This is a genomic window from Baekduia alba, from assembly GCF_028416635.1.
In the GTDB taxonomy this organism is placed as follows: domain Bacteria; phylum Actinomycetota; class Thermoleophilia; order Solirubrobacterales; family Solirubrobacteraceae; genus Baekduia; species Baekduia alba.
In genome coordinates this window covers 4,467,981-4,489,752 of sequence record NZ_CP114013.1, presented here as the reverse complement: position 1 = coordinate 4,489,752, position 21,772 = coordinate 4,467,981, and the positions used below count along the sequence as shown (strand labels likewise).

Here is a 21,772-nt window from a genome sequence, read left to right as displayed (position 1 = left end):
GGCTTCCTGAAGGTCGGCTGTGCGAGGCCCGCGCGCATGCGGAGTTGCAGGCCCGAAGCCCTGCGCCGCCTACCATGCTCGGCCGCATGCGCCTGCGCAACGTGCTGGCCGCTGCGCTCCTTCCCGTGGTGCTCTCCGTGGGCCTGTGGCTGGTCCTGCCGCTGGGCTCGGAGGCGGACTCCACGCCGCAGGGGCGCGCCGCCTCCCTCCAGCAGAAGATCGAGACCACCCGCGGGAAGATCGGCCGCCGCAAGGGCACCGAGCGCGTCCTGTCGTCCGACATCCAGCAGTACTCGTCGAAGATCCGCAGGCTGCAGGGCTCGATCACGACGCTCCAGACCCGCGAGCAGCGCATCCAGACCGACCTCGACGCCCGCCGCGCCGAGCTGGCGCAGACCCAGACCGACCTGCGCTCCGAGCGCGCGCGCCTCGCGCGGCTGAAGGTCAAGCTCGCCAACGGCCGCCGGATCCTGGCCCAGCGCCTGCGCGAGCTCTACCAGGCCGACAAGCCCGACCTCGTCACGGTGATTCTGAACTCCAAGGGCTTCGCCGACCTGCTCGAGCGCGGCGAGTTCCTGGGCCGCATCCAGGACCAGGACAACCAGATCATCACGCTCGTCCGCAACGCCAAGAAGGACGCGACGTCGACCGCCGCGCGCCTCGACAAGCTCGAGCGCCGCCAGCAGCAGCTGACGAAGATCGTGCTGCAGCGCCGCGACGAGGTCGCCCAGGTCAAGAACCAGCTGATCGGCACGCGCGTCGGCTACCAGAGCACGAAGGCGGGCAAGCAGAACGCGCTGACCAAGGTGCGCGGCGAGCGCAAGTCGCTGGAGGACCACCTCGACGAGCTCCAGAAGGAGTCCGACAAGGTCCAGGCCCAGCTCCAGGGCACCTCCGGCCTGCCGGCCGGCCCGATCAAGGGCGGCAGCGGGCGCTTCATCTGGCCGGTCAACGGCCCGATCACCGCGCCGTTCTGCGAGAAGCGCTCCTGGGAGGCGTGCCACCCGGGCATGGACATCGCGGTCCCGACCGGCACGCCGATCCACGCGGCCGACGGCGGCACGGTCCGCATCGCCGGCTGGGTCGGCGGCTACGGCAACTACACCTGCATCCAGCACACCGCGTCGCTGTCGTCCTGCTACGGCCACCAGTCGGTGCTGAAGGTGAGCGTCGGCCAGCACGTCAGCCAGGGCCAGATCATCGGCCTCTCCGGCTCCACGGGGTTCTCCACCGGCCCGCACCTCCACTTCGAGGCGCGCATCAACGGCGCGGTGACCAACCCCATGAACTACCTCTAGGACGGGCCCAGAACGACGACAGCCGCCCAGGGGATGCCGGGCGGCCGTCGCGCGGCGATCTCACCGCCTTACCGATAACGAGATCGCGGGACCCAGTGTAGGGATCTGATCGGACCGCAACGCTGGTCGTTTGCTCAGGATGGGCGCATCGCACGGCTGAGGAACCGGACCATCACGCCCTGCAGCTCGGCGTCGTGCGCGACCGAGCGGTGGTGACCGCCCGGGACGACGACGAGCTTGGAGCCGGGAGCGGCTCTGTGCAGCGCGCGCGAGTGGTCGGCGGGGACGACCTCGTCGCCCTCGGCGTGCATCAGCAGCACCGGCACGCCCGCGGCGTCGAGCGCCTGCACGGCGTCGGTCTCGTCGTTGGCGGCCAGCAGGGCGACCACCGCGTCGCGGTCGCTCCCGAACGGGAAGCGGCGGGCGCGGACGCCGGCGCTCAGTCCTGCCGCGGACGCCGGGCAGATCGCCACGACGGCGCCGGCGCGCGCCTCGAGCGCCGCGGCCAGCGCGAAGTAGCCGCCCATCGAGGCGCCGCGCAACCCGACCCGCTCGATGCCCGCGCGCTCGCGCAGCAGGTCGGCCATCCGGGCGACGTCGTCGAGCGCGCGCCCGTCCAGCGGACCGTCCGACGCGCCGTGGCCGCGGGCGTCGAAGGCCAGCGCGTGCAGCCCGCCGGCCGCGCAGACGCGCAGGAAGTCGAGGTGGCTGTCCGTGCTGGAGGCGGCGCCGTGCAGGACCACGACGCCGGCGCCGGCGCGGTCGGGGACGGCGCGGATCGGCTCGAACCGCGTCCAGGCCAGGCCGTCGGACCGGCCGGTCTCGGCGGGCCCCTCAGGTCGGACGGTGCGCATGGCGTGACATCATGCCGCCCCGCCGATGGCGACCACTCAGACCTCCGTCTCCCACGTCTGGCCCCTGGGCACGACCCTCGACGCCGACGGCGTCCTGCAGCTCGGCGGCTGCGACGCCCGCGAGCTCGCCCGCGCGTTCGGCACGCCGGCCTACGTCGTGGTCGAGGACGACCTCCGGACGCGCGCCCGCCGCTTCCTCGACGCGTTCGCGGCACGCACGCGCGACTACGAGGTCCACTTCGCCTCCAAGTCGTTCCCGGCGACCGCGGTGCTGCGGCTCTTCGCCGACGAGGGCCTGGCCTGCGACGTCGCCTCCGGCGGCGAGCTGCACCTCGCGCTCAACGCCGGCTTCCGCCCCGACAAGGTCCACCTGCACGGCAACGCCAAGTCCAACGCCGAGCTGCAGATGGCGCTCGACGCGGGCATCGGAGACATCGTGGTGGACAACCTGGTCGAGCTCGATCGCCTCATCGCGCTCGTCCCGGCCGGGCGGCGCCAGCGCATCCTGCTGCGCGTCGCGCCCGGCGTCTCGCCCGACACGCATCCGAAGATCTCCACCGGCGGGCCGAACACCAAGTTCGGGTTCAACCTCGACGACGCCGCGATCGCGATCGAGCGCGCGCAGCGGTCCGACCGGCTCGACCTCGACGGCCTGCACTTCCACATCGGCTCGCAGATCCTGGACCTCGCGCCGTTCCGCGCCGCGCTGGAGGCCGTCGCGCGCCTCGGCGACTTCCGGACCTACAACATGGGCGGCGGCCTCGGCGTCGCCTACACGCACGAGCAGTCGGCGCCGGAGATCGAGGACTACGTCGCCCGCAAGGTGTCGTTGATGCACGAGCTGCTCGGCCCGGACAAGCGGATCGCCGACGAGCCGGGCCGCGCGCTGGTCGCGCACTCGACCGTCACGCTGTACTCGGTGGAGTCGGTCAAGCACAACGTGGTGACCTACGTCGCGACCGACGGCGGCATGTCGGACAACCTGCGCCCGATGCTCTACGACGCGCGTTACGAGGCGATGGTGGTGGGGCGCCCGCACGGCACCGCGGACCACCCGGCGCGCCCCGTGCACCTCGCCGGCAAGCACTGCGAGTCCTCCGACGTCCTGATCCACGACGTCGACCTCCCGGACCCGCAGCCGGGCGACCTGATCGCGGTGCCGGTCACCGGGGCCTATGGTCACGCGATGGCCAACAACTACAACGGTCAGCCGCGGCCGCCGATCGTGTTCGTCGGCGGCGGCGAGGCCCGCACGGTCGTGCGCCGCGAGACCTACGAGGACCTGACCCGACGGGACGTCGGCTGACCATGCCTGAGACCTTCCGCATCGGCCTGCTGGGCCACGGCACCGTGGGCGGCGCGTTCGCCGAGCTCGTCGCCGACCGCGCCGACCACGTCGCCAACGTCACCGGCCTGCGCCCCGAGGTCTCCGGCGTGCTGCGCCGCTCGTCGGGCGACTTCGACGCGATCCTCGAAGGCTCCGACCTCGTCGTCGAGCTGATCGGCGGCCTGGACCCGGCCCGCGACTACGTGCTGCGCGCGATGGCCGCCGGCAAGCACGTCGTCACCGCCAACAAGCAGCTGCTGGCCGAGCACGGCGAGGAGCTGTGGGCCGCGGCGCGCGAGCACGGCGTCCAGCTGCGCTTCGAGGCCGCCGTCGGCGGCGTCGTGCCGGTCGTCCGCGTCCTGCAGGAGTCGCTGGCCGGCGCGCACGTCGAGCGGCTGCACGGGATCGTCAACGGCACCACGAACTTCATCCTCAGCCGGATGGCCGAGACCGGCGCCGAGTACGCCGACGCGCTGGCCGAGGCCCAGCAGCTCGGCTACGCCGAGGCCGACCCGACCGACGACGTCACCGGCAAGGACGCCGCCGCCAAGATGGCGATCCTCGCGCGGCTGGCCTTCGACACGCCGGTCAAGTTGTCGGAGATCCCGTACGAGGGCATCGAGCACCTGACGGCCGACGACCTCGAGTACGCCCGCGACCTCGGCCTGGGCCTCAAGCTGATCGGGACGGCCGAGCGCGTCGACGGCGGCCTCAGCGTCCGCGTCCATCCCGCGTTCCTCTACGGCGCGCACCCGCTGGCGTCGATCAACGGCCCGTTCAACGCGGTGACGATCGAGTCGCCGGCGATCACCGAGATCACGCTGAGCGGCCCGGGCGCCGGCGGCCCGCAGACCGCGAGCGCCGTCCTGGGTGACGTCATCAGCGCGATGATCCCGCCCGCCTCCACGCCGGAGCCGGCCGACGAGCTGGCGCTGATCGCCGACGTCACCAGCGCGTTCTACCTGCACGTCGAGGTCGCCGACGAGCCCGGCGTCCTGGCCCAGCTCGCCCAGATCCTGGGCCTTCAGGGCATCAGCGTGAAGTCGTTCGTGCAGAAGGGCCTGGGCACCAACGCGCGGTTGGTGATGGTGGTGCACCCGGTCTTGGAGTCCAAGTTGTTCGCGGCCGTCGAGATGATCGCCGGCCTGGAGTTCGTCCGCGCGCGTCCGCGCGCCATCCGCGTCCTCGACGAGGAGTTCTAGAAGCACCGTGCCCGGCCTCATCGAGCGCTACCGCGAGCGCCTCCCGTTCGCGCCCGACGATCCCGTCGTGTCCCTCCAGGAGGGCTCCACGCCGCTGGTGCCCGCGCCCACGCTGGGCGAGCGCGTCGGCGCCGACGTCTGGCTGAAGATCGAGGGCGCCAACCCGACCGGCTCCTTCAAGGACCGTGGGATGACGTGCGCGGTGAGCGACGCGGTGCGCAACGGCGCCGAGGCCGTGCTCTGCGCCTCGACCGGCAACACCGCGGCGTCGCTGGCCGCCTACGCGGCGCGCGCCGGGCTGCGTGGCGCGGTGATCGTGCCGGAGGGCAAGATCGCGACCGGCAAGCTCGCCCAGGCGCTCATGCACGGCGCGCGCGTCATCGCGCTGCGCGGCAACTTCGACGTCGCGCTCAAGCTCGTGCGCGAGGTCTGCGACCGCCAGCCGATCGCGCTGGTCAACTCCGTCAACCCGTTCCGCGTCGAGGGCCAGAAGACCGCGTCGTTCGAGATCGTCGACGAATTCGGCCCCACCCACCCGATCGACGCCCTGTGCATCCCGGTCGGCAACGCCGGCAACATCACCGCCTACTGGAAGGGCTTCCAGGAGATGGGGTGGGCGCCCCGCATGCTCGGCTTCCAGGCCGCGGGCGCCGCGCCGCTGGTCGAGGGCCGCGTGATCGAGAACCCGGAGACGATCGCCAGCGCGATCCGGATCGGGAACCCGGCGCGCTGGGAGGAGGCGATGGCGGCGATGACCTCGTCGCACGGCATGGTGCGCGCCGTGACCGACGAGGAGATCCTCGACGCCTACAAGTTCCTCGCGTCGGTCGAGGGCGTCTTCTGCGAGCCGGCGAGCGCCTCGGGCGTCGCCGGCCTGCTGAAGTACGGCGCGCCCGAGGGCGTCTCGCGGATCGTGTGCGTGCTCACCGGCCACGGGCTCAAGGACCCGCAGACGGCGCTGATGCGCGCCGGCTCCGTGGTCCCGTGCGAGCCCGAGCTCGACGCCGTCGAGCACGCCGTCCTGGACTAGTGGCCTGGGTCAGATGTTCGCGGGCCGCTTCCGCGCGCTCGCCGCCGTCTGAAGTCCGGGGCTGAGCATCACGGCTGGTGCGCCCGAGCTTCCGACTCAGGCCACACTAGACGGGGTCGGGCACGGCGAGCGACCGGCGCGCCTCGGCCTCCTCGACCTCGGCGGCCTCGCCGCGCGTGTTGGCGGTCCGCAGCGCGACGAGCGCCGCGGCGGCGAGGCAGATCGAGCAGGCCAGCAGCGCGCGCTGGAAGCCGGCCGTCAAGGCCTCGGGCGGCGGGACGCGGGCGGCGAGCTGGTCCTGCGTGCGTGAGGTCGCCAGGGCGGAGAACACCGCCAGGCCCAGCGCGCCGCCGACCTGCTGGGAGGCGTTGAGCAGCGAGGCGGCCAGCCCGGCCTGATGGGCCGGCACGCCCTCGTTGGCCGCGGTCGTCACGGACACGAAGACCGCGCCGAGGCCGAACGCCGCGAGCATCATCCCGGGCAGGAGGTCGGCCAGGAACGAGCCGTCGACCGGCACCCTCGAGAGCCAGAACACGCCGCCGGAGGCCAGCAGTGCGCCGACGACCATCACCGGCTTGGTGCCCACCTTGGCCAGCAGGCCGGACGCGACGCCCGCCGCGATCCCGACGCCGAAGCACAGCGGCAGGTAGGACAGCCCGGTCTTGATCTGCGAGTAGCCGAGGACGTTCTGCATGTACAACGTCAGGAAGAAGAACATCGCGATGATCCCGGCGATGCCGATGAGCTGCGTGACGTCGGCGGCGGCCAGGCCCTTGATCCGGAAGATCGAGAGCGGCAGCAGCGGGTTGGCGCTGCGCGCCTCGTTGAGCACGAAGACCGCCAGCAGCGCGACCGCGCCCGCCAGCCCGGCGATCGTGCGCGTCTCGCCCCAGCCGACGTCGGGTGCCTTGATCAGCGTGTAGACCAACAACAACATGCCGGTGGTGCTCAGCAGCGCGCCGCGCAGGTCGAGCTTGCGCAGGTCCGGGGTGCGCCGGTCGTCGGCGAAGAGCAGGTACACGCACACGACGGCGACGATGCAGACCGGCTCGTTGACGAGCAGGACCCAGCGCCAGCCCGGGCCCTCCGACAGCACGCCGCCGAGCAGCACGCCGACCGCGGAGGCCAGGCCGGCCACGCCGCCCCAGACGCCGAGCGCCTTGTGCCGGTCGGTGCCGGTGAACGTCGTCGTCAGCAGCGACAGCGCGGCGGGCAGCATCATGGCCGCGCCGATGCCCTGCGCCAGCCGGGCGGCGACCAGCATGCCGCTGCTCTGCGCCAGGCCGCCGGTCAGCGACGCGAGCGCGAAGAGGGTGGTCCCGGCGACGAGCACGCGGCGCCGGCCGAACAGGTCCGCGGCGCGGCCGCCGAGCAGCATGAACCCGCCGTAGGTCAGCAGGTAGCCGCTGAGGACCCATTGCAGCGACTGCACTGAGAAGTCAAGGTCGTCGCGGATCGACGGCAGGGCCACGTTGACGATCGACGCGTCGACGAAGTCGAGGAACGCGATCGTGCAGAGCAGCGCGAGCGTGAGCTTGCCGCGCTGGGTCGAGAGCGCGGCGGGGTCCGCGCCGTTGCCGTTGGGTGATGGGGGAGATGTCATAGGGGTCGTGAGGCCTTCCGGTGTCACATGGGGTGGGTGCTGTGTCGTCATCCCGTTGACGACCGCCGGCGCGAGGATGTGACCGCGGTCGGCGATCAGCCTCCGATTCCGTCCGATTCGTTCAAGAGCCCGAGGCCGCCGGCTGGCAGGATCCGACCCATGACCACCGATCTCCTCCCCGATCTCGACGGCCGTCACGTGCTCCCCAGCGACGACGGCTACGACGACGCCCGCCGCCCCTGGAACACCGCGATCGACCAGCGGCCGGCCGCGGTCGTCGAAGCGGCGTCCGTCGCCGACGTGCAGGCCGTGGTGCGCCACGCGCGCGCCAACGGCCTGCACGTCGCTCCCCAGTCCACCGGCCACGGCGCCGAGGCCCTGGCCGTCGACCTGCGCGGCGCGATCCTGCTGCGCACGTCGCGGCTCAACGCGATCGCCGTCGACGCCGAGGCGCGGACCGCGCGCATCGGCGCGGGCGTCACCGGCGGCGCGCTCGCCCGCGCCGCCGCCGAGCACGGCCTGGCCGCGACGCTCGGCCTCGCGCCGTCGGTCGGCGTCGCCGGCCTGGCGCTCGGCGGCGGCATCGGCTGGCTGAGCCGGGTGCACGGCCTGGCGTCCAACGCCATCAGGTCGATCGACGTCGTCACGGCCGACGGCGCGGCCCGGACCGTCGACGCCGACCGCGACCCCGACCTGTTCTTCGCGCTGCGCGGCGGCGGCGGGCGCTTCGCGATCGTCACCGGCCTGGAGCTGGCGCTGCATCCGGTCGACGCGGTCTCGGCGGGCATGCTGGCGTGGCCGGCCGAGGCGACCGGCGAGGTGCTCGAGCAGGTGCGCCGCTGGACGCGCGACGCGCCCGAGGCGCTGAGCGCGGTCGTGCGCGTCCTGTCGCTGCCGCCGATCGAGGCGATCCCGGCGCCGATCCGCGGCCGGCGCATCGTCGCGGTCGTCGCCGCCTACCTCGGCCCGCACCACGACGCCGAGCGGCTGATCGCCCCGCTGCGCGGCGGTGGCGGGACGCTCGTCGACACCTTCGGCCCGATCGCGATCGCCGACCTCGTCACGGTCGCCGGCGACCCCGAGGCCCCGGGGCCGGCGCGCGGCGACGGCCTGCTGCTGAAGGACCTGACGCCGGACGCGGTCGCGGCGGTCGAGGCGCTCGTCGGCGGTGCGGCGTTCGACGCGCTGACGATCCTGGAGCTCCGCCAGCTCGGCGGCGCGCTGGGACGCCCGGCGCCTGCCGGCCACGGCGCGCTGGACCGCGTAGACGCGGGCTGGGCGGTCTTCGCCGGCGGCTCGGCGCCCGACGCGGCTGCGGCGGACGCGATCGTCGCCGCGGCCGCCGGCATCCGCGAGGGCCTGGCGCCGTACGCCGCCGAGCAGGTGCTGCTGAACTCCACCGCGGCCGGTGTCGACCCGGCGCGTGCGTTCGCGCCCGAGACGTGGGCGCGGCTGGCGCGGATCCACGCCGCCTACGACCCCGACGGCCTGATCCTCGCGGCGCACCGGACATGACGAGCAGCGCGATCCCGGCGCCTGCGCCGGGTAGCCTCGCCGCCATGCCCCAATCGGCCGACGCGTACGTGGAGCTCGCGCCGCCGCCGGCGCTGGCCCGCCACGTCGAATGCCTCTGGGTGCACCGGATCGGCGGCCCGCCCCCGCCGGAGGGCCGGCGCCTGCTGCCCGACGGTCGGGTCAACATGGTGTGGATCGCCGACGTCGGCGTCCGCGTCGCCGGCCCGGCGCAGCGGTACCTGAAGCCGCCGCCGCTGCCGCGGATGCTCGCCTTCGGCGTCCGGTTCCGGCCGGGCGCCGCGCCGTACCTGCTGCGAACCGACGCGTCCGACCTGGTCGACATGCACGTCCACCTCGCCGACGTGCAGCCGCGCCTGGCGCGGCGGATCGACGAGCGCCTGCGCGCCGCCGCCACGCCGCAGGCGGCGCTTCGCGCGCTCGCCGGCGAGCTGGCTCGGCACCTGACCGAGGCCGAGTGGCCCGACGCGACCGTCCAGGCCGCGATCGCGGCCCTCGACGCGCCCGCCGCGACGGTCACCGGGGCGGCCGCCGCGGCGCACGTCAGCGAGCGCGAGCTCCAGCGCCGCTTCGTGCGCGACGTCGGCTACGCGCCCAAGACGCTGCAGCGCGTCCTGCGCTTCCAGCGGTTCATGAGCCTGCTCCAGCTCCCGCACGTGCTCCACGGCGAGCCCGGCGCGCCCCGGGGCCTGCGCGTCGAGCTGGCCGGCGCCGCCGCGCTCGCCGGCTACGCCGACCAGTCCCACCTCAGCCGCGAGGCCCGCAGGCTCGCGGGCCTGTCGCCGCGGCAGCTCGTCGACTACCGCCACTGACGCCGCCACCCTGGGCCGGGTAGGGTCCCGCGCCGTATGGAGCGTCGCCGCCTCGTCCGCGTGCCCGCGTCCTCGGCCAACCTCGGGCCGGGCTTCGACGCGTTCGCCGCCGCGCTCGCGCTGCACACCGAGATCGAGGTCGTCGAGACCGGGCGCTTCGCCGTCGTCACCGACCTCGCGATCGCCAAGGACCGGCGCAACCTCGCGGTGCGCGGCTTCGAGCGGCTGCATCCGCCGGACGCGTTCGAGTTCCGGATCCGCTCCGACATCCCGCTCAGCGGCGGGCTGGGGACGAGCGCCGCGGCCTACGTCGGCGGCCTGCTCGCCGCCGACCACCTCTTCGAGCTCGACGCCGACATCCTGGCGCTCGCGACCGAGCTCGAGGGCCATCCCGACAACGTCGCCGCCGCGCTGCTCGGCGGCTTCGTGATCTGCGAGCCGGGCCCGCCGACCCAGGCCACCCGGTTCGACGCGCCGACGGGGCTGGAGGCGATCATCGTCGTCCCGGACGAGCCGGTCCGGACCAAGGAGGCGCGCGCCGCGCTGCCCGCCGCGGTCCCGATGGCCGACGCGGTGGCCAACATCGCCCACGCGTCGCTGCTCGTGCTGGGCCTCGCGCGCGGCGACTGGGACCTCGTCAGCCGCGGCCTCGCCGACCGCCTCCACCAGCCCCACCGCGCGCACCTGTTCCCGCGCTCCGCCGACCTCGTGGCGCGCGCCCGCGACCTCGGCGCCCTCGGCGCCACGATCTCCGGCGCCGGCCCGACCGTCCTGGTCTGGTGCCACTACGAGCAGACCGGCGCGGTCCTCGACGCGCTGCGGCGCGAGACCGCCGGCTGGGCCACCGTGCACCGGGCCCCGTTCGAGCCGCATGGGGCGGACGTACGCGAGCTGTAGGGCGGTTCGCCGGCCCGGATCGTCGTGGCCGACGTCGCCGGCCCAGCGGCCAGCGTGCTCCCGCACGTGAAGCGGGTTGGCGACTGTCAGGCGCGACGAGGCGGCCCGGAGAGCCGCCCTACGCGTGGATCGTGACGGGCATGCCCAGACGGGCGTGGCGCATGAGCTGGCGCAGCGCCTTGTTCGTGGCGCGGACGCAGCCGTGGCTGACCTGCTTGCCGAGCGTCCAGGTGTGCGGCGTCGCGTGGATCGCGACGCGGTCGCCGCCGCCCCAGCCCTGCGCGATCTTCGGCTGGTGGGCGGTCAGGGCCAGGATGCAGCAGCCGTAGTCGCCGTTGGCGTCGCCGGTCGTCAGCCGGTCGGTGACGGCGAACCTGCCGCGCGGCGTCGGCGTCGCGTCGGTCCCGATCGCCACCTTGTAGGTGTCGGTCAGCCGGCCGCGGTGGAAGACGGACAACTTGCGCGCCGACAGGTCGATCACGATCGTCCGCGGCTCGCTGAACAGGTGGCCCGCGCTCAGCGGCAGCCAGCCGACGTGGTGCTTCTCGACCTCGGTGCGGACCAGCACCCAGCCCGGCTTGCGGCCGGCGACGGCGAGGATCGTGGGGGACTTGAACTCCGTCTTGGTCTTGATCGTCGCGACGACCCTGCCGTTGGGCGAGGTGCGCAGCTGGGCGCGGCGGCGCACGCTGAAGGCCAGCGGCGGCTTGAGCACCGGCCCGGCGGCCGCGGGCTTCGGCGTCGTCGAGGCCGGCGCGGGCGCCGGCGCGGTCTGCGTCTTGGCGGGCCCCTGCGTCTGCGTGCCGGCCTCCGGCGTCGCGTCCGCGCCGCAGCCGGCCGCCATCAGCGCCGCCGCGGCGGCGGCGCCCGTCACGACCCGGCGACGGTGGCTCATCGCGCCGGCGCGCCGTCCTGCGAGGCGTCCAGCAGCGGCTTGAGCTGGGCGCGCGCCGCGGTCAGCTCGAGCCGGCGCAGCAGCTCGTCGGCCAGCGCGAGGTAGTCGGCGCCCAGGTCCGGGCGGTGGTCGATGATCGACACCGCGCGCTCGGCCGACTCGGCGTAGGCGATCGACTGGCGCACGACGGTGTCGAGCAGCTTGTCGCCGACGTGCGCCTTCAGCGACGCCTGCGCCTCGCGCGAGTGAACCGTCCGCATGTCGGCGATCGTGAAGACGACGCCGAGCCACTGGAGGTCCGGGTTGAGGCCGTCGCGCGCCAGCTCGATGACCTCGAGCGCCTGCTCGACGCCCTGCAGCGCGAAGTACTGCGCCTCGGCGCTCAGCAGCGCCTGGTCGGCGGCCACGAGCGCGTTGACCGTCAACAGCCCCAGGTTGGGCGGGCAGTCCAGGAAGATGACGTCGAAGTCGCCGTCGATCGGCTTGAGCGCGCGGCGCAGCGTCAGCTCGCGGCCCATCTTGCCGGCCAGCGCGACCTCCGCCTCGGCCAGCTGGAGGTTGGACGGGATGACGCTGACGCCGTCGGGCGCGACGTGCAGCGCGGCCTTGGCCTTCGCCGAGCCGGTGAGGACGTCGCGGATCGTGGGATCGGCCGCGGGATCGACGTCGAAGTAGTCGCTGAGGTTGCCCTGCGGATCGAGGTCCACCGCCGCGACACGCAGCCCCGCCCGCCGGAACATGTCGGCGAGGTGGCGGACGGCGGTGGTCTTGCCCGTGCCGCCCTTCTGGCTGAGGACCGCGAGCTTGATGGCCATAGGCCGCGCGGAGTCTAAGACACCCCGCGCGGCTCGCTCGCCGCTCAGCCGCTGATCTCGAGGTCGAGGTCGGCCGGCTGCGCCAGCGCCTCGGCGGTCAGGTGCAGGTACTGCAGGCGGTAGCGCCCGACGACGATCTCGTCGCCGTCGGCCAGCGCACGCCATTCCACGCGCTCGCCGTTGACGAACACGCCGTTGAGCGACCGGTCGTCGAGGACGCGCACGCCGTCGGGCTGGCGCACGATCAGCGCGTGCCGGCGCGACACGGTCGGATCGTCGAAGCGCACGTCGGCGGCCAGCGACCGGCCGACCCGCGTCCACTCCTTGCTCAGCGAGACGACGCGCACGCGGCCGCCGTCCTCGAAGGCGAGGTACTCGCCCGGCTCGGTGACCTCGGCGCGGGCCGTCGCGACGACCGCGGCCCGGCTCTCCTCGCTGGACGCCTCGCCCGAGCGATGGAACCGACCGGCGGCGAACAGCGACGCGCGCACGAAGCTCGCCCCATGGCAGCCCGGGCAGGCCGGAAGCTCATCCGCGGCGGCCAACGTCACCACATAGCCGCACTGCTCGCACCGGAAGGACCCCGTTCCTGCGAGGGTCCCAGACGTCAAGGACTCCATATCGACCACTCCCTCGTTGACCGGTTGGCGACCCGCTCGCGACGACTGTACTGCCAGACCGGCAGCACGAAAACCCCGGGCGTCAATCCTTTGACCGGCCGTTCGCAGCGCGTCATCAGCAGCCATCGGCATATCCGCCTGCACGCGGCGGCAAACCGCTTTGCGGTGCAGGACCGCGCCAGGTCGCGACGAAGTCACCCGACATGGCACGTACGCTCCGCACCCTGCACGAGACGGACCTCGAGGCGGCGCTGCTGCGCAAGTCCGTGGGCTCGCTGACCGCCGGCCGCTCGACCTGCGCCGACTGCGGCCGCACGCCGCTGGTGGGGGAGCGCATGTACCGCTATGGCCGCCACTCCGCGGTCTGCGCCCTGTGCACGCCGCTGCGCCGCGCCGAGCCCGACGCGGTCGAGCTCGTCCGCCACTTCGAGCGCGGACACACGGTCAAGCGCGTCGCGCGCCACGCCGCCTAGCGGCCCGCTCGCGGGTAGAATCTCGGCGCGTGGACCCCTTCACCGTCGAAGTCGTCATCGCGCGCCCCCGTGAGGAGGTCTTCGAGTACCTCGCGGACATCGCGAACCACCCGGAGTTCTGCGACCACTACCTCGTGAAGTGGCACCTGACCCGGGAGGACTCCTACGGAACGGGCGCCGGCGCCCGCTACCGGATCAAGCTCCCGGTCCGCAGCCGCTACGCCTGGGCGGACTCGACGTTCACCGAGGTCGTCGCCCCGCGCACGATCCTCGAGCGCGGCCGCGCCGGCAAGTACAACCGCATCCTCACGCGCGGCGTCTACGAGCTCGAGGACGCGGGCGCCGGGACGACGCGGGTGCGGTTCACGCTGGAGACCAAGCGCAAGCTCCCGACCGACGCGATCCTGGAGGGCGGCCCGGTCGGCCGCCTGTGGATGAAGCGCCAGAGCAAGAAGTCGCTGAACCGCCTTCGCGCGATCTTCGAGGAGGGCCGCGACCGCGGCACGCGCGCCACCGTCGCGGGCGGCCCGCGGAAGCCGACTTCGGCCTTCCGGTTCCAGACCGACGTCAATCGCTAGAGTCCGCCGCCGTCATGAAGCTCCGCCGTCTCGTCGCCCTCGCCACCGTCGCGCTCGCCGCCACGACGTCCCTCGCCGCCTGCGGCTCCGACTCGGAGCCCACCGCCGGCAAGACCGAGGGCGTGTACGTCAACACGGGCGATCTCGCCTACCAGGTCCAGATCTCGCGCCAGCTCAACGAGAAGGACTTCGAAGATCGCGACTACCTCACGGGCCTGCCCGTCGGCGCGCGCCTCGCGCCCAACCAGGAGTGGTTCGCGGTCTTCGTCCGCGTCTTCAACCGGACCAAGGCGCCGCACGAGGCGGCGTCGCAGTTCGTGATCCGCGACACCACCGGCAAGGAGTACCAGCCGGTCGCGCTCAACACCAACATCAACCGCGTCGCCTACCACGCGAACGTCGTCGACGGCGGCGACCAGATCCCGGTCCCGGGCTCGCTGGCCCGCGAGAACCTGACGCAGGGCGGCCTGATCCTCTTCAAGGTCGAGAACTCCTCCTACGCGAGCCGCCCGCTCGAGCTGGACATCACGCCGCCCGACGGCGGCAAGTCCGCCACCGTCGACCTGGACGTCTAGCAGCGCGGTTCTGCGGGCCGTCTCGCGCGCCTGAGGGTCGCCGACCCGCTTCACGTGCTGGTGCACGCTGCCGCTGGGCCGGCGACGTCAGCCACGACGATCCGGGCCGCAGAACCGGGCTGCGGCTAGTCGTTCTTCAGCCCGGTGAGCAGCACCTGGCGGGCCGCGGGTGCGGCGGTGTCGCCGCCGGCGCCCGCGCCGACGAGCAGGACGCCGACCGCGATGCGGGGCGTGCCGTTGCCGGCGGGTGCGTAGGACGAGAACCAGGCGTCGGTGTCGGTCGTGTCGGACTGCTGGTCGGGGCCGCAGCGCTCCGGATCGGTCTCGGCGTCCTCGGGCTTGCAGGCCTGCGTCGACTTCAGCTCGGCCGTGCCGGTCTTGCCCGCGACCTTGACGTCCGGGATCGCCGCGACCTTGCCCGTGCCGTAGCGGACGACGCCGAGCATCAGCTTCTCGACCTGACGCGCGACCTTGCTGCTCGTCGCCTCGTGCGTCGGCGCGGCGCCCTTCCACCGGTCCGGGTCGAGCGTCACGTCGGGCCGCCGGCCGCGCAGGCCGATCGTCGCCGCGACGATCGCCATCTGCAGCGCGGTCGCCTGCACGCGGCCCTGGCCGATCGCGCTCGAGCCGACCGCGAGGTCGTCGCCGATCTCGTTGGCCGGCGGGATCGACGCGGTCGCCGCGCCGGTGATCCCGGTCGGCTGGTTGAAGCCGAAGGCCTCGGCGGTCGCGACGAGCTTCTGCGCGCCGAGCTTGGCGCCGAGCGGCGCGAAGACGCTGTTGCACGACAGCGCGAACGACTCCGCGAGCGTCCCGCCGCACGACTCGCCGTTGGCGTTCTGCAGCTCGACGCCCTCGAGCGTCGCCGCGGTCTGGACCGGGAACGCGTCGCTCGGCTTGGCGACGCCGTTGGCCAGGACGCCGGTCGCGGTGATGATCTTGAACGTGGAGCCGGGCGGCTGCAGGCCGCTGAAGCCGATGCCGGCGGCGGCCAGGATCTCGCCGGTCTTGGGCCGCAGCGCGACGACGCCGCCCAGCCGGCCGGCCAGCGCGGTGACCGCGGCCTCCTGGACCTTGGGCGCGATCGTCGTCCGTACCGGGGCGGCCTTGCGCGGGTCGCGCTCGGCGAGCAGGCGGACGCCGGCGCGCAGCTGGCCGCCGGGCGTGCCGGCCAGGCGCTCATCGAACGTGCGCTCCAGGCCGCTGATGCCGACCTGCGCGTCGCTCGGGTAGCCGAGCTCCTGCGCCTTGTCCTTGTAGGTCTCCGGGATCGGGCCGAGCGCGCCGACGATGGCCTGCGCGGTCGCGCCGAGCGGCGACGAGCGCTCCGCGCCCTGGGCCAGCGGCGTCCCGTCGCGCGCGAGCAGGTCGGCGCGGGCGGGCATCGTCGTCGTGCGGCGCAGGCGCTCGCCGGCGGTCAGGCCGGGGAAGACGAGGCTCGGCTTCCAGTCGATGCGCTCGTCGTCGCCGTCCTTGACGACGTCGAAGCGCAGCCGGCCGGTCACCGGGCCGAACGACCGCGTCTGGACGGTCACCGGCAGCTCCCAGTGGCCGTCGCCGTCGTCGCGCGGCTGGCCCGCGACGACCTTCGTCGCGGTCGCCGTGCCGGCGGCGTCGGTGTAGCGCCCGGCGAACGCCCGGGCGCTGTAGCGGTCCTGGTCGTCGCCCGTGGTCTGCGCGCGCATCGTCGCGTAGTCGCCGGCGTTCCAGGCGCGGGCGAACTTCACGACCGTGTCCTGCTCGCTCGGCGCGCCGCCGCTGATGACGAGGAACGCGCCGCCGGCGACGACCACGACGACCCCGATCGCCACGGCACGGCGCACGTGAGTCCGGGCGCGCGAAGGGCGTGGCGACGGTGGCATCGCCATCAAAGTACCTCGCGACCGGTCGGAGTTGCGGCGCCGGTGAGGGCAATTGCCTGGTGTTGGCACGCAATGTCCTAGTCTGGGCGCGGTTGACGCGCATCGACTGGCTGATCGTCGCCTTCACGGTCGTGATGGCCACCATCGGGTGGCGGCAGGGGTTCGTCGCCGGCGCCTTCGCGCTGGTGGGCTTCGTGGGCGGCGCGTTCCTGGGCTCGCGGATCGGGCCGGCGCTGCTGCCCGACGGCTCGTCGTCCCCGTACGCGCCGCTGGTCTCGCTGATCGCCGCGGTCACCGGCGGGTCGATCTTCGCCGGGCTGTTCGAGTCGGTCGGCTACCTCATCCGGCGTGCGGTTCCGGTGCCGGGGGTCCGCACGCTCGACGGGCTGCTCGGCGCGGTCCTGTCGGCCGCGATCGCGCTCGGCCTGGCCTGGATCGTCGGCGCCGTGCTGCTCCAGACGCCGGGCGTGCGCCAGCTGCGACGCGACATCCAGCGCTCGGAGATCCTGCAGCGCCTGAACACGGTGCTGCCGCCGTCGGGGTCGATCCTCAACGCGCTCGCCCGCTTCGACCCGTTCCCGCACATCGACGGGCCCGAGGCCGAGGTCCCGGCGCCGAGCGCCGCCGTCGCCCGCGACCCGGAGGTGCGCGCGGCGAGCGCGAGCGTCGTCCGGGTCCTCGGCACCGCGTGCGGCCTGGGCATCGAGGGCTCCGGCTGGGTCGGCGCCGACGGCCTGGTCGTCACCAACGCGCACGTCGTGGCCGGCGAGGACGACACGGTCGTGCAGGAGCGCGGGGTCGGCCCCAAGCTCGACGCGACGCCCGTCGCCTTCGACGCCAAGAACGACGTCGCGGTCCTGCGGGTCTCCGGCCTGTCGTCCGACGCGCGGCCGCTGGCGCTCGTCGGCGCGCCGCCGGTCGGCGCGAGCGCGGCGATCCTCGGCTTCCCGGAGAACGGCCCGTTCAGCGTCCGGGCGGCGAGACTGGGTCAGACGCGCGTAGTCGTCTCCGAGGACGCGTACGGCCGCGGACCGGTCACGCGGTCGATGACGACGTTCCGCGGCGTCGTCCGCCCCGGCAACTCCGGCGGTCCGGTCCTCGACAACGCCGGCCGCGTCCTCGCCACGGTCTTCGCGAAGTCCACCCAGGCCCAGCGCCACGGCGGCTACGGCGTCCCCAACGCGATCGTGCGCCACGCGCTCGACGCCGCCGCCACCGCGGGTGGCGAGGTGTCGACGGGCGCGTGCGCCGAGTGACGCGACCGCGGCGATTTCGTCACAACTTGGTGGCAGTCACGGCGACTTCGGGGTTCTGCCGCTACGCTCCGGCGTCACATGGGAAAGACGCTCGTCATCGCCGAGAAGCCGTCCGTCGGGCGAGACCTGGCGCGCATCCTGCCCGGCCCCTTCGAGAAGAAGTCGGGGGCGGGGGAGAAGACGGAGCGCTGGCTCGAAGGCCCGGAGCACATCATCAGCTGGGCCGTCGGCCACCTCGTCCAGCTCGCCGAGCCCGACGAGTACGACGAGAAGTACAAGAAGTGGCGCATGGCCGATCTGCCGATCGTGCCGCCGAAGTTCAAGCTCGTGGTGCGCGACGAGCGGTCCCAGAAGCAGATGTCGGTCGTCAAGACGCTGCTCAAGCGCGACGACGTCGACCTCGTCATCAACGCCTGCGACGCCGGCCGCGAAGGCGAGCTGATCTTCGCTTACCTGTTCGAGAAGGCCGGCGCCAAGAAGCCCGTGCAGCGGCTGTGGCTCAACTCCATGACCAACGACGCGATGCGCGAGGGCTTCGCGCACCTACGCGACGGCGCCGAGCAGTCCAAGCTCGAGGACGCCGCGCGCTCGCGGTCGGAGGCCGACTGGATCGTCGGCATGAACGCCACGCGTGCGGCGACGATCCGCCTGCGCTCGTCGTTCGACGGGGCCGTGTCCCTGGGCCGCGTGCAGACGCCCACGCTCGCGATCCTCACCCGCCGCGAGGAGGAGATCCGGGCCTTCGTGCCGGAGCCCTACTGGCTCGTGGACGCGCAGTTCGGCGCGGAGGGCAACCGCCAGTACGAGGGGCGCTTCCACGCCGGCGCGCAGCCGCGGATCGCGACCGCCGAAGAGGCTGAGGCGGTCGCCGGCGCGGTGCGCGGCGGGCGCGGCGAGATCACCAAGCTCGAGAAGACGACGCGCCGGGAGAAGGCGCCGCTCCTGTACGACCTGACCTCGCTCCAGCGCGAGGCCAACACCCGCTTCGGCTTCAGCGCTCGCCGGACGCTCGCCGCCGCGCAGCGCTGCTACGAGGAGCACAAGGCGCTCACCTATCCGCGTACGTCGTCGCGCTACCTGACCTCGGACATGGTGCCCGAGCTCAAGGAGGTCGCGGGCCACGTCGGGGAGCGGCCGGAGTACAGCAAGGCCGCGCAGTACGTCACGGGCCTGGACCTGCTGCCGCTGGGTCGCGTCGTCGACGACGCCAAGGTCGGCGACCACCACGCGATCATCCCGACCAACACGTCGCACAAGCTGGACAAGATGAGCGACGACGACCGTCGCATCTACGACATGGTCGCCCGGCGCTTCCTTGCGGCGTTCCATCCCGAAGCCGTGTTCGAGAACACGCGCGTCGAGACGACGGTCGCCGAGCACATCTTCCGCACGCGCGGCAAGGTCCTGGTCGTGCCGGGCTGGCGCGGCGTCTACGGCGAGCTGGCCGACGACGGCGCCGCTCGCGACGAGGAGGACGAGGGCCGCGACCAGTCGCTGCCCAAGCTCGAGAAGGGCGAGGGCGTCGACACGCTCGCCGTCGAGGTCCTGGCCAAGGAGACCAAGCCGCCGCGGCGCTACTCCGACGCGTCGCTGCTGGGCGCGATGGAGACCGCGGGCAAGCTCGTCGACGACGACGAGCTGCGCGAGGTCATGAAGGAGTCGGGGATCGGCACGCCGGCGACGCGCGCCGCGATCATCGAGCGCCTGATCGACGTCGGCTACGTCGAACGCGACGGCCGCTCGCTGGTCCCGACCGAGAAGGGGATGAACGTCATCCGCCTGCTCGGGGACCATCCGCTGACCTCGCCGTCGCTGACCGGCGACTGGGAGAAGCGGCTGGCCGAGATCGAGGCCGGCGGCGTCGACCGCAAGAAGTTCATGGCCGACATCGCGAGCTTCGCGGAGTTCACGGTGGGCGACCTGGACGCCAAGCTCAAGGACGTGCGGATCCCGCGCGCGAACCTCGGGCCGTGCCCGATCTGCGGCCGCGACATCGTCGAGAACCGCAAGGGCTACTCCTGCTGGGGCCGCGAGGATCCGGGCTGCGGGTTCGTCATCTGGAAGTCCAAGGCGGGCAAGAACCTCCCGCCGGCCGTCGCCAAGGAGCTGATCGCGCGCGGCAAGACCGAGAAGGCCGTCACGGGCTTCAAGGGCCGCTCCGGCCGCTCCTTCCGCGCGCGCCTCGCCCTCGTGCAGAACGAGGAGGGGCGGATGCGCGTCGAGTTCGACGAGCCGTGGGCGAAGGAGGGCTTCAAGGAGGCCCAGGCCGACGAGATGGAGGCCACCGCCGCGGCGAAGGGCACCGAGACCGCAGCCAGCGGTGCGAGCGCGGCCGCGTAGACGGCGCCTCGCGGTCGCCGCGGCGGCCGCGGCGCTGACGGCGGGCGCCGGTGGGGCCGCCGGGGGCTTCGCGCCCGCGGCGCTGGCCAACGACGCCGGCTCGGTCACCCACGCCGCGGGCGCGGTCAGCGCGACGCTGGAGTGGGCCGCGGCCGACGGCGCCGGCGTCGCCGACCCGCGCCTGTCCGTCGTTCGCGACGGCACCCGTTACGACCTGGCGATCGCCGACATCTGCGGCGAGGGCTGCATCCTCGTGCCCGACGATCCGGGCGCCGCGGCGTCGTCCTCGATCGTCAAGGTCGCCGACCTCGACGGCGACGGCGAGCCCGAGGTGCTCGTCGACACGTACTCCGGCGGCGCGCACTGCTGCCTCACGGCGCGCGTCCTGACCTGGGACGGCACCGGCTACCAGCCCACCGACGTCGCCTACGGCGACGTCGGCTACGCGCTCGAGGACGCCAACGGCGACGGCCGGCCCGAGCTCGTCGGCCAGGACCCGGTCTTCTCCTACGCCTTCACCGCCTTCGCGGACTCGGCCTTCCCGGTGCAGGTGCTCCAGGTCGACCACGGCAAGGTCGTCGACGCCACGGGGAAGTTCCCCAAGCTCGTCCGCGCCGACGCCGGCAAGTTGTTGAAGGCCTTGCGCAAGGCGCGCCGCGGCGACGACATCCGCGGCGTCCTCGCCGCCTACGTCGCCGACCAGTACACCTTGGGCCGCGTCGCGACCGCCCACGCCGAGATCGCCCACCAACTCCGCGCCGGCCGCGTCAGCAAATCCTTCGGCCCGCTGCTGCTCAAGCGCCTGAAGGCCTGGCACTACCGCTAGGACTCGATGTCCACCGCGCCCGGCAGCACCACGCCGCGCGCCGCGAGGGGGTCGCGCAGCCCGAGCAACGCCAAGTCCTTGCCCTTGGCCTCCAGCATGACGTCGACGTCGAGGCCGGCGGCGGTCGCGCAGACGAAGTGCTCGAAGCCGATCGGGTCGACCATGTCGGCGTGCGCGCGGAGCTGGGGCAGGACGAGCCGCCGCTCGACGCGGCGCCCAACCTTCCTCGCCTGCTCCTCCAGCGCGGTCTTCGGCGTCGAGTGGTGCATCTTGGGCGTTACGCCCGCCGGCCAGGTCGCCAGCGCGAGTTGCAGCGCCTCGCGGTCCGGGATCCGGTCGGGGTCGTGGCAGTGGTGGTGCAGGACGTCCCAGACGACCGGCCGGCCGACGCGCTCGCTCAGCGCGAGGACGTCGCGCAGCCCGAACGTGCGGTCGTCGTTCTCGATCACGAGCCGGGCGCGCGCGGCCTCGCTCAGCCGCTCGAAGCCGGCGCAGAAGCGGTCCAGCGCCGCCGCGTGGCCGCCGGCGCCGCCGCCGACGTGCAGGACGACGACCGCCTCGTCGCCCAACCCCATGAAGTCCAGCAGCTCGGCCTGGACCTCGAGCTCCTCCACGGCGAGTGCCTGGACGTGCGCGTCCTCGGAGTTCAGGACGGTGTACTGCCCAGGGTGCGACGAGAGCCGGACGTCCAGCTCGCGCGCGAGCGCGCCGACCTCCGCCAGCCGCTCCGCGAACCGCGCCGGCTGGTCGCGGAACCGCGGCAGGTCCGGGTGCGACGCGTAGGGCGCCAGGCCGGTCGGCATCCGGTACATGTCGATCGCGTTCTCGGCCGCGTAGCGGAGGATCGCCGCCAGCCGGTCGAGCGAGACGCCGAGCGACGGCTCCGACTGCCACCGCCGTGTGTCGTGCGACGGCAACCCGCCGCCGCCCAGGACCTTGACCGCGAACCCGAGGCGCATGCCTCGTCGCGCTACCC

General features: G+C 73.5%; 20 protein-coding genes. 13 read left to right on the top strand and 7 right to left on the bottom strand.

What is annotated here, in order from left to right:
* Positions 1-86 precede the first annotated feature (86 nt).
* A complete protein-coding gene (locus DSM104299_RS22460) occupies positions 87-1,298 on the top strand; it encodes a murein hydrolase activator EnvC family protein (RefSeq protein ID WP_272473896.1) in 1,212 nt (403 codons plus the stop codon).
* 134 nt (positions 1,299-1,432) lie between these two features.
* Here the strand turns inward: DSM104299_RS22460 and DSM104299_RS22455 are convergent, their stop codons facing one another.
* Positions 1,433-2,152 (bottom strand): alpha/beta hydrolase, encoded by a 720-nt coding sequence (locus DSM104299_RS22455; RefSeq protein ID WP_272473895.1) that lies wholly within the window; start codon positions 2,150-2,152, stop codon positions 1,433-1,435.
* A gap of 25 nt (positions 2,153-2,177) precedes the next feature.
* Here DSM104299_RS22455 and lysA point away from each other — a divergent pair, with 25 nt between their 5' ends.
* The 3 genes from lysA to thrC are packed head-to-tail and all read left to right on the top strand — an operon-like array spanning position 2,178 to position 5,711.
* On the top strand, positions 2,178-3,458 hold the full coding sequence (gene lysA, locus DSM104299_RS22450) for a diaminopimelate decarboxylase (protein WP_272473894.1): 1,281 nt from the start codon (positions 2,178-2,180) through the stop codon (positions 3,456-3,458).
* Positions 3,459-3,460: 2 nt separating this feature from the next.
* A complete protein-coding gene (locus DSM104299_RS22445; protein WP_272473893.1) occupies positions 3,461-4,681 on the top strand; it encodes a homoserine dehydrogenase in 1,221 nt (406 codons plus the stop codon).
* A 7-nt stretch (positions 4,682-4,688) separates the two neighbouring features.
* The gene (gene thrC / locus DSM104299_RS22440; RefSeq protein WP_272473892.1) at positions 4,689-5,711 is read left to right on the top strand and encodes a threonine synthase; all 1,023 of its coding nucleotides are present in this window, start codon (positions 4,689-4,691) and stop codon (positions 5,709-5,711) included.
* Positions 5,712-5,817: 106 nt separating this feature from the next.
* On the opposite strand, the gene DSM104299_RS22435 is transcribed toward thrC, so the two are convergent.
* Complete coding sequence (locus DSM104299_RS22435; RefSeq protein WP_272473891.1) at positions 5,818-7,314, bottom strand: MFS transporter; 1,497 nt, start codon at positions 7,312-7,314, stop codon at positions 5,818-5,820.
* 159 nt (positions 7,315-7,473) lie between these two features.
* Here DSM104299_RS22435 and DSM104299_RS22430 point away from each other — a divergent pair, with 159 nt between their 5' ends.
* The 3 genes from DSM104299_RS22430 to thrB are packed head-to-tail and all read left to right on the top strand — an operon-like array spanning position 7,474 to position 10,556.
* The gene (locus DSM104299_RS22430; protein WP_272473890.1) at positions 7,474-8,829 is read left to right on the top strand and encodes an FAD-binding oxidoreductase; all 1,356 of its coding nucleotides are present in this window, start codon (positions 7,474-7,476) and stop codon (positions 8,827-8,829) included.
* Positions 8,830-8,873: 44 nt separating this feature from the next.
* Complete coding sequence (locus tag DSM104299_RS22425; protein ID WP_272473889.1) at positions 8,874-9,659, top strand: DUF6597 domain-containing transcriptional factor; 786 nt, start codon at positions 8,874-8,876, stop codon at positions 9,657-9,659.
* 36 nt (positions 9,660-9,695) lie between these two features.
* Entirely contained in the window at positions 9,696-10,556 is an 861-nt protein-coding gene (thrB, locus tag DSM104299_RS22420; protein WP_272473888.1) for a homoserine kinase, read from the top strand.
* A 118-nt stretch (positions 10,557-10,674) separates the two neighbouring features.
* Here the strand turns inward: thrB and DSM104299_RS22415 are convergent, their stop codons facing one another.
* Genes DSM104299_RS22415 through DSM104299_RS22405 form a run of 3 tightly spaced genes read right to left on the bottom strand, consistent with a single transcriptional unit; the run spans position 10,675 to position 13,012 of the window.
* A complete protein-coding gene (locus DSM104299_RS22415) occupies positions 10,675-11,451 on the bottom strand; it encodes a L,D-transpeptidase (RefSeq protein ID WP_272473887.1) in 777 nt (258 codons plus the stop codon).
* Positions 11,448-12,266 (bottom strand): ParA family protein, encoded by an 819-nt coding sequence (locus DSM104299_RS22410; RefSeq protein WP_272473886.1) that lies wholly within the window; start codon positions 12,264-12,266, stop codon positions 11,448-11,450. The genes DSM104299_RS22415 and DSM104299_RS22410 overlap by 4 nt, the downstream gene beginning before the upstream one ends.
* Positions 12,267-12,310: 44 nt before the next feature.
* Positions 12,311-13,012 carry an FHA domain-containing protein gene (locus tag DSM104299_RS22405; RefSeq protein WP_272473885.1) on the bottom strand — a complete coding sequence of 234 codons (702 nt, stop codon included), beginning with the start codon at positions 13,010-13,012 and terminating at the stop codon, positions 12,311-12,313.
* A gap of 77 nt (positions 13,013-13,089) precedes the next feature.
* On the opposite strand from DSM104299_RS22405, the gene DSM104299_RS22400 reads away from it, so the two are divergent.
* Genes DSM104299_RS22400 through DSM104299_RS22390 form a run of 3 tightly spaced genes read left to right on the top strand, consistent with a single transcriptional unit; the run spans position 13,090 to position 14,512 of the window.
* Complete coding sequence (locus DSM104299_RS22400) at positions 13,090-13,359, top strand: hypothetical protein (protein WP_272473884.1); 270 nt, start codon at positions 13,090-13,092, stop codon at positions 13,357-13,359.
* A gap of 29 nt (positions 13,360-13,388) precedes the next feature.
* Positions 13,389-13,937, top strand: a complete 549-nt coding sequence (locus tag DSM104299_RS22395) for an SRPBCC family protein (RefSeq protein ID WP_272473883.1) — start codon at positions 13,389-13,391, stop codon at positions 13,935-13,937.
* 14 nt (positions 13,938-13,951) lie between these two features.
* Entirely contained in the window at positions 13,952-14,512 is a 561-nt protein-coding gene (locus tag DSM104299_RS22390) for a hypothetical protein (RefSeq protein WP_272473882.1), read from the top strand.
* Between the two features lie 125 nt (positions 14,513-14,637).
* On the opposite strand, the gene DSM104299_RS22385 is transcribed toward DSM104299_RS22390, so the two are convergent.
* Positions 14,638-16,323: a penicillin-binding transpeptidase domain-containing protein gene (locus tag DSM104299_RS22385; protein ID WP_272473881.1), complete on the bottom strand. Its 1,686-nt coding sequence runs from the start codon at positions 16,321-16,323 to the stop codon at positions 14,638-14,640.
* Positions 16,324-16,466: 143 nt separating this feature from the next.
* Here DSM104299_RS22385 and DSM104299_RS22380 point away from each other — a divergent pair, with 143 nt between their 5' ends.
* From DSM104299_RS22380 to DSM104299_RS22370, 3 genes are all read left to right on the top strand, one after another.
* Complete coding sequence (locus DSM104299_RS22380; protein WP_272473880.1) at positions 16,467-17,630, top strand: MarP family serine protease; 1,164 nt, start codon at positions 16,467-16,469, stop codon at positions 17,628-17,630.
* A gap of 78 nt (positions 17,631-17,708) precedes the next feature.
* Positions 17,709-19,970 (top strand): type IA DNA topoisomerase, encoded by a 2,262-nt coding sequence (locus tag DSM104299_RS22375; RefSeq protein WP_272473879.1) that lies wholly within the window; start codon positions 17,709-17,711, stop codon positions 19,968-19,970.
* Positions 19,951-20,796, top strand: coding sequence for an FG-GAP repeat domain-containing protein (locus DSM104299_RS22370; RefSeq protein ID WP_272473878.1), 846 nt, complete (start codon positions 19,951-19,953; stop codon positions 20,794-20,796). Before DSM104299_RS22375 ends, DSM104299_RS22370 begins: the two co-directional genes overlap by 20 nt.
* On the opposite strand, the gene uvsE is transcribed toward DSM104299_RS22370, so the two are convergent.
* The gene (gene uvsE / locus DSM104299_RS22365) at positions 20,793-21,755 is read right to left on the bottom strand and encodes a UV DNA damage repair endonuclease UvsE (protein ID WP_272473877.1); all 963 of its coding nucleotides are present in this window, start codon (positions 21,753-21,755) and stop codon (positions 20,793-20,795) included. The genes DSM104299_RS22370 and uvsE overlap by 4 nt on opposite strands.
* Positions 21,756-21,772: the final 17 nt, after the last annotated feature.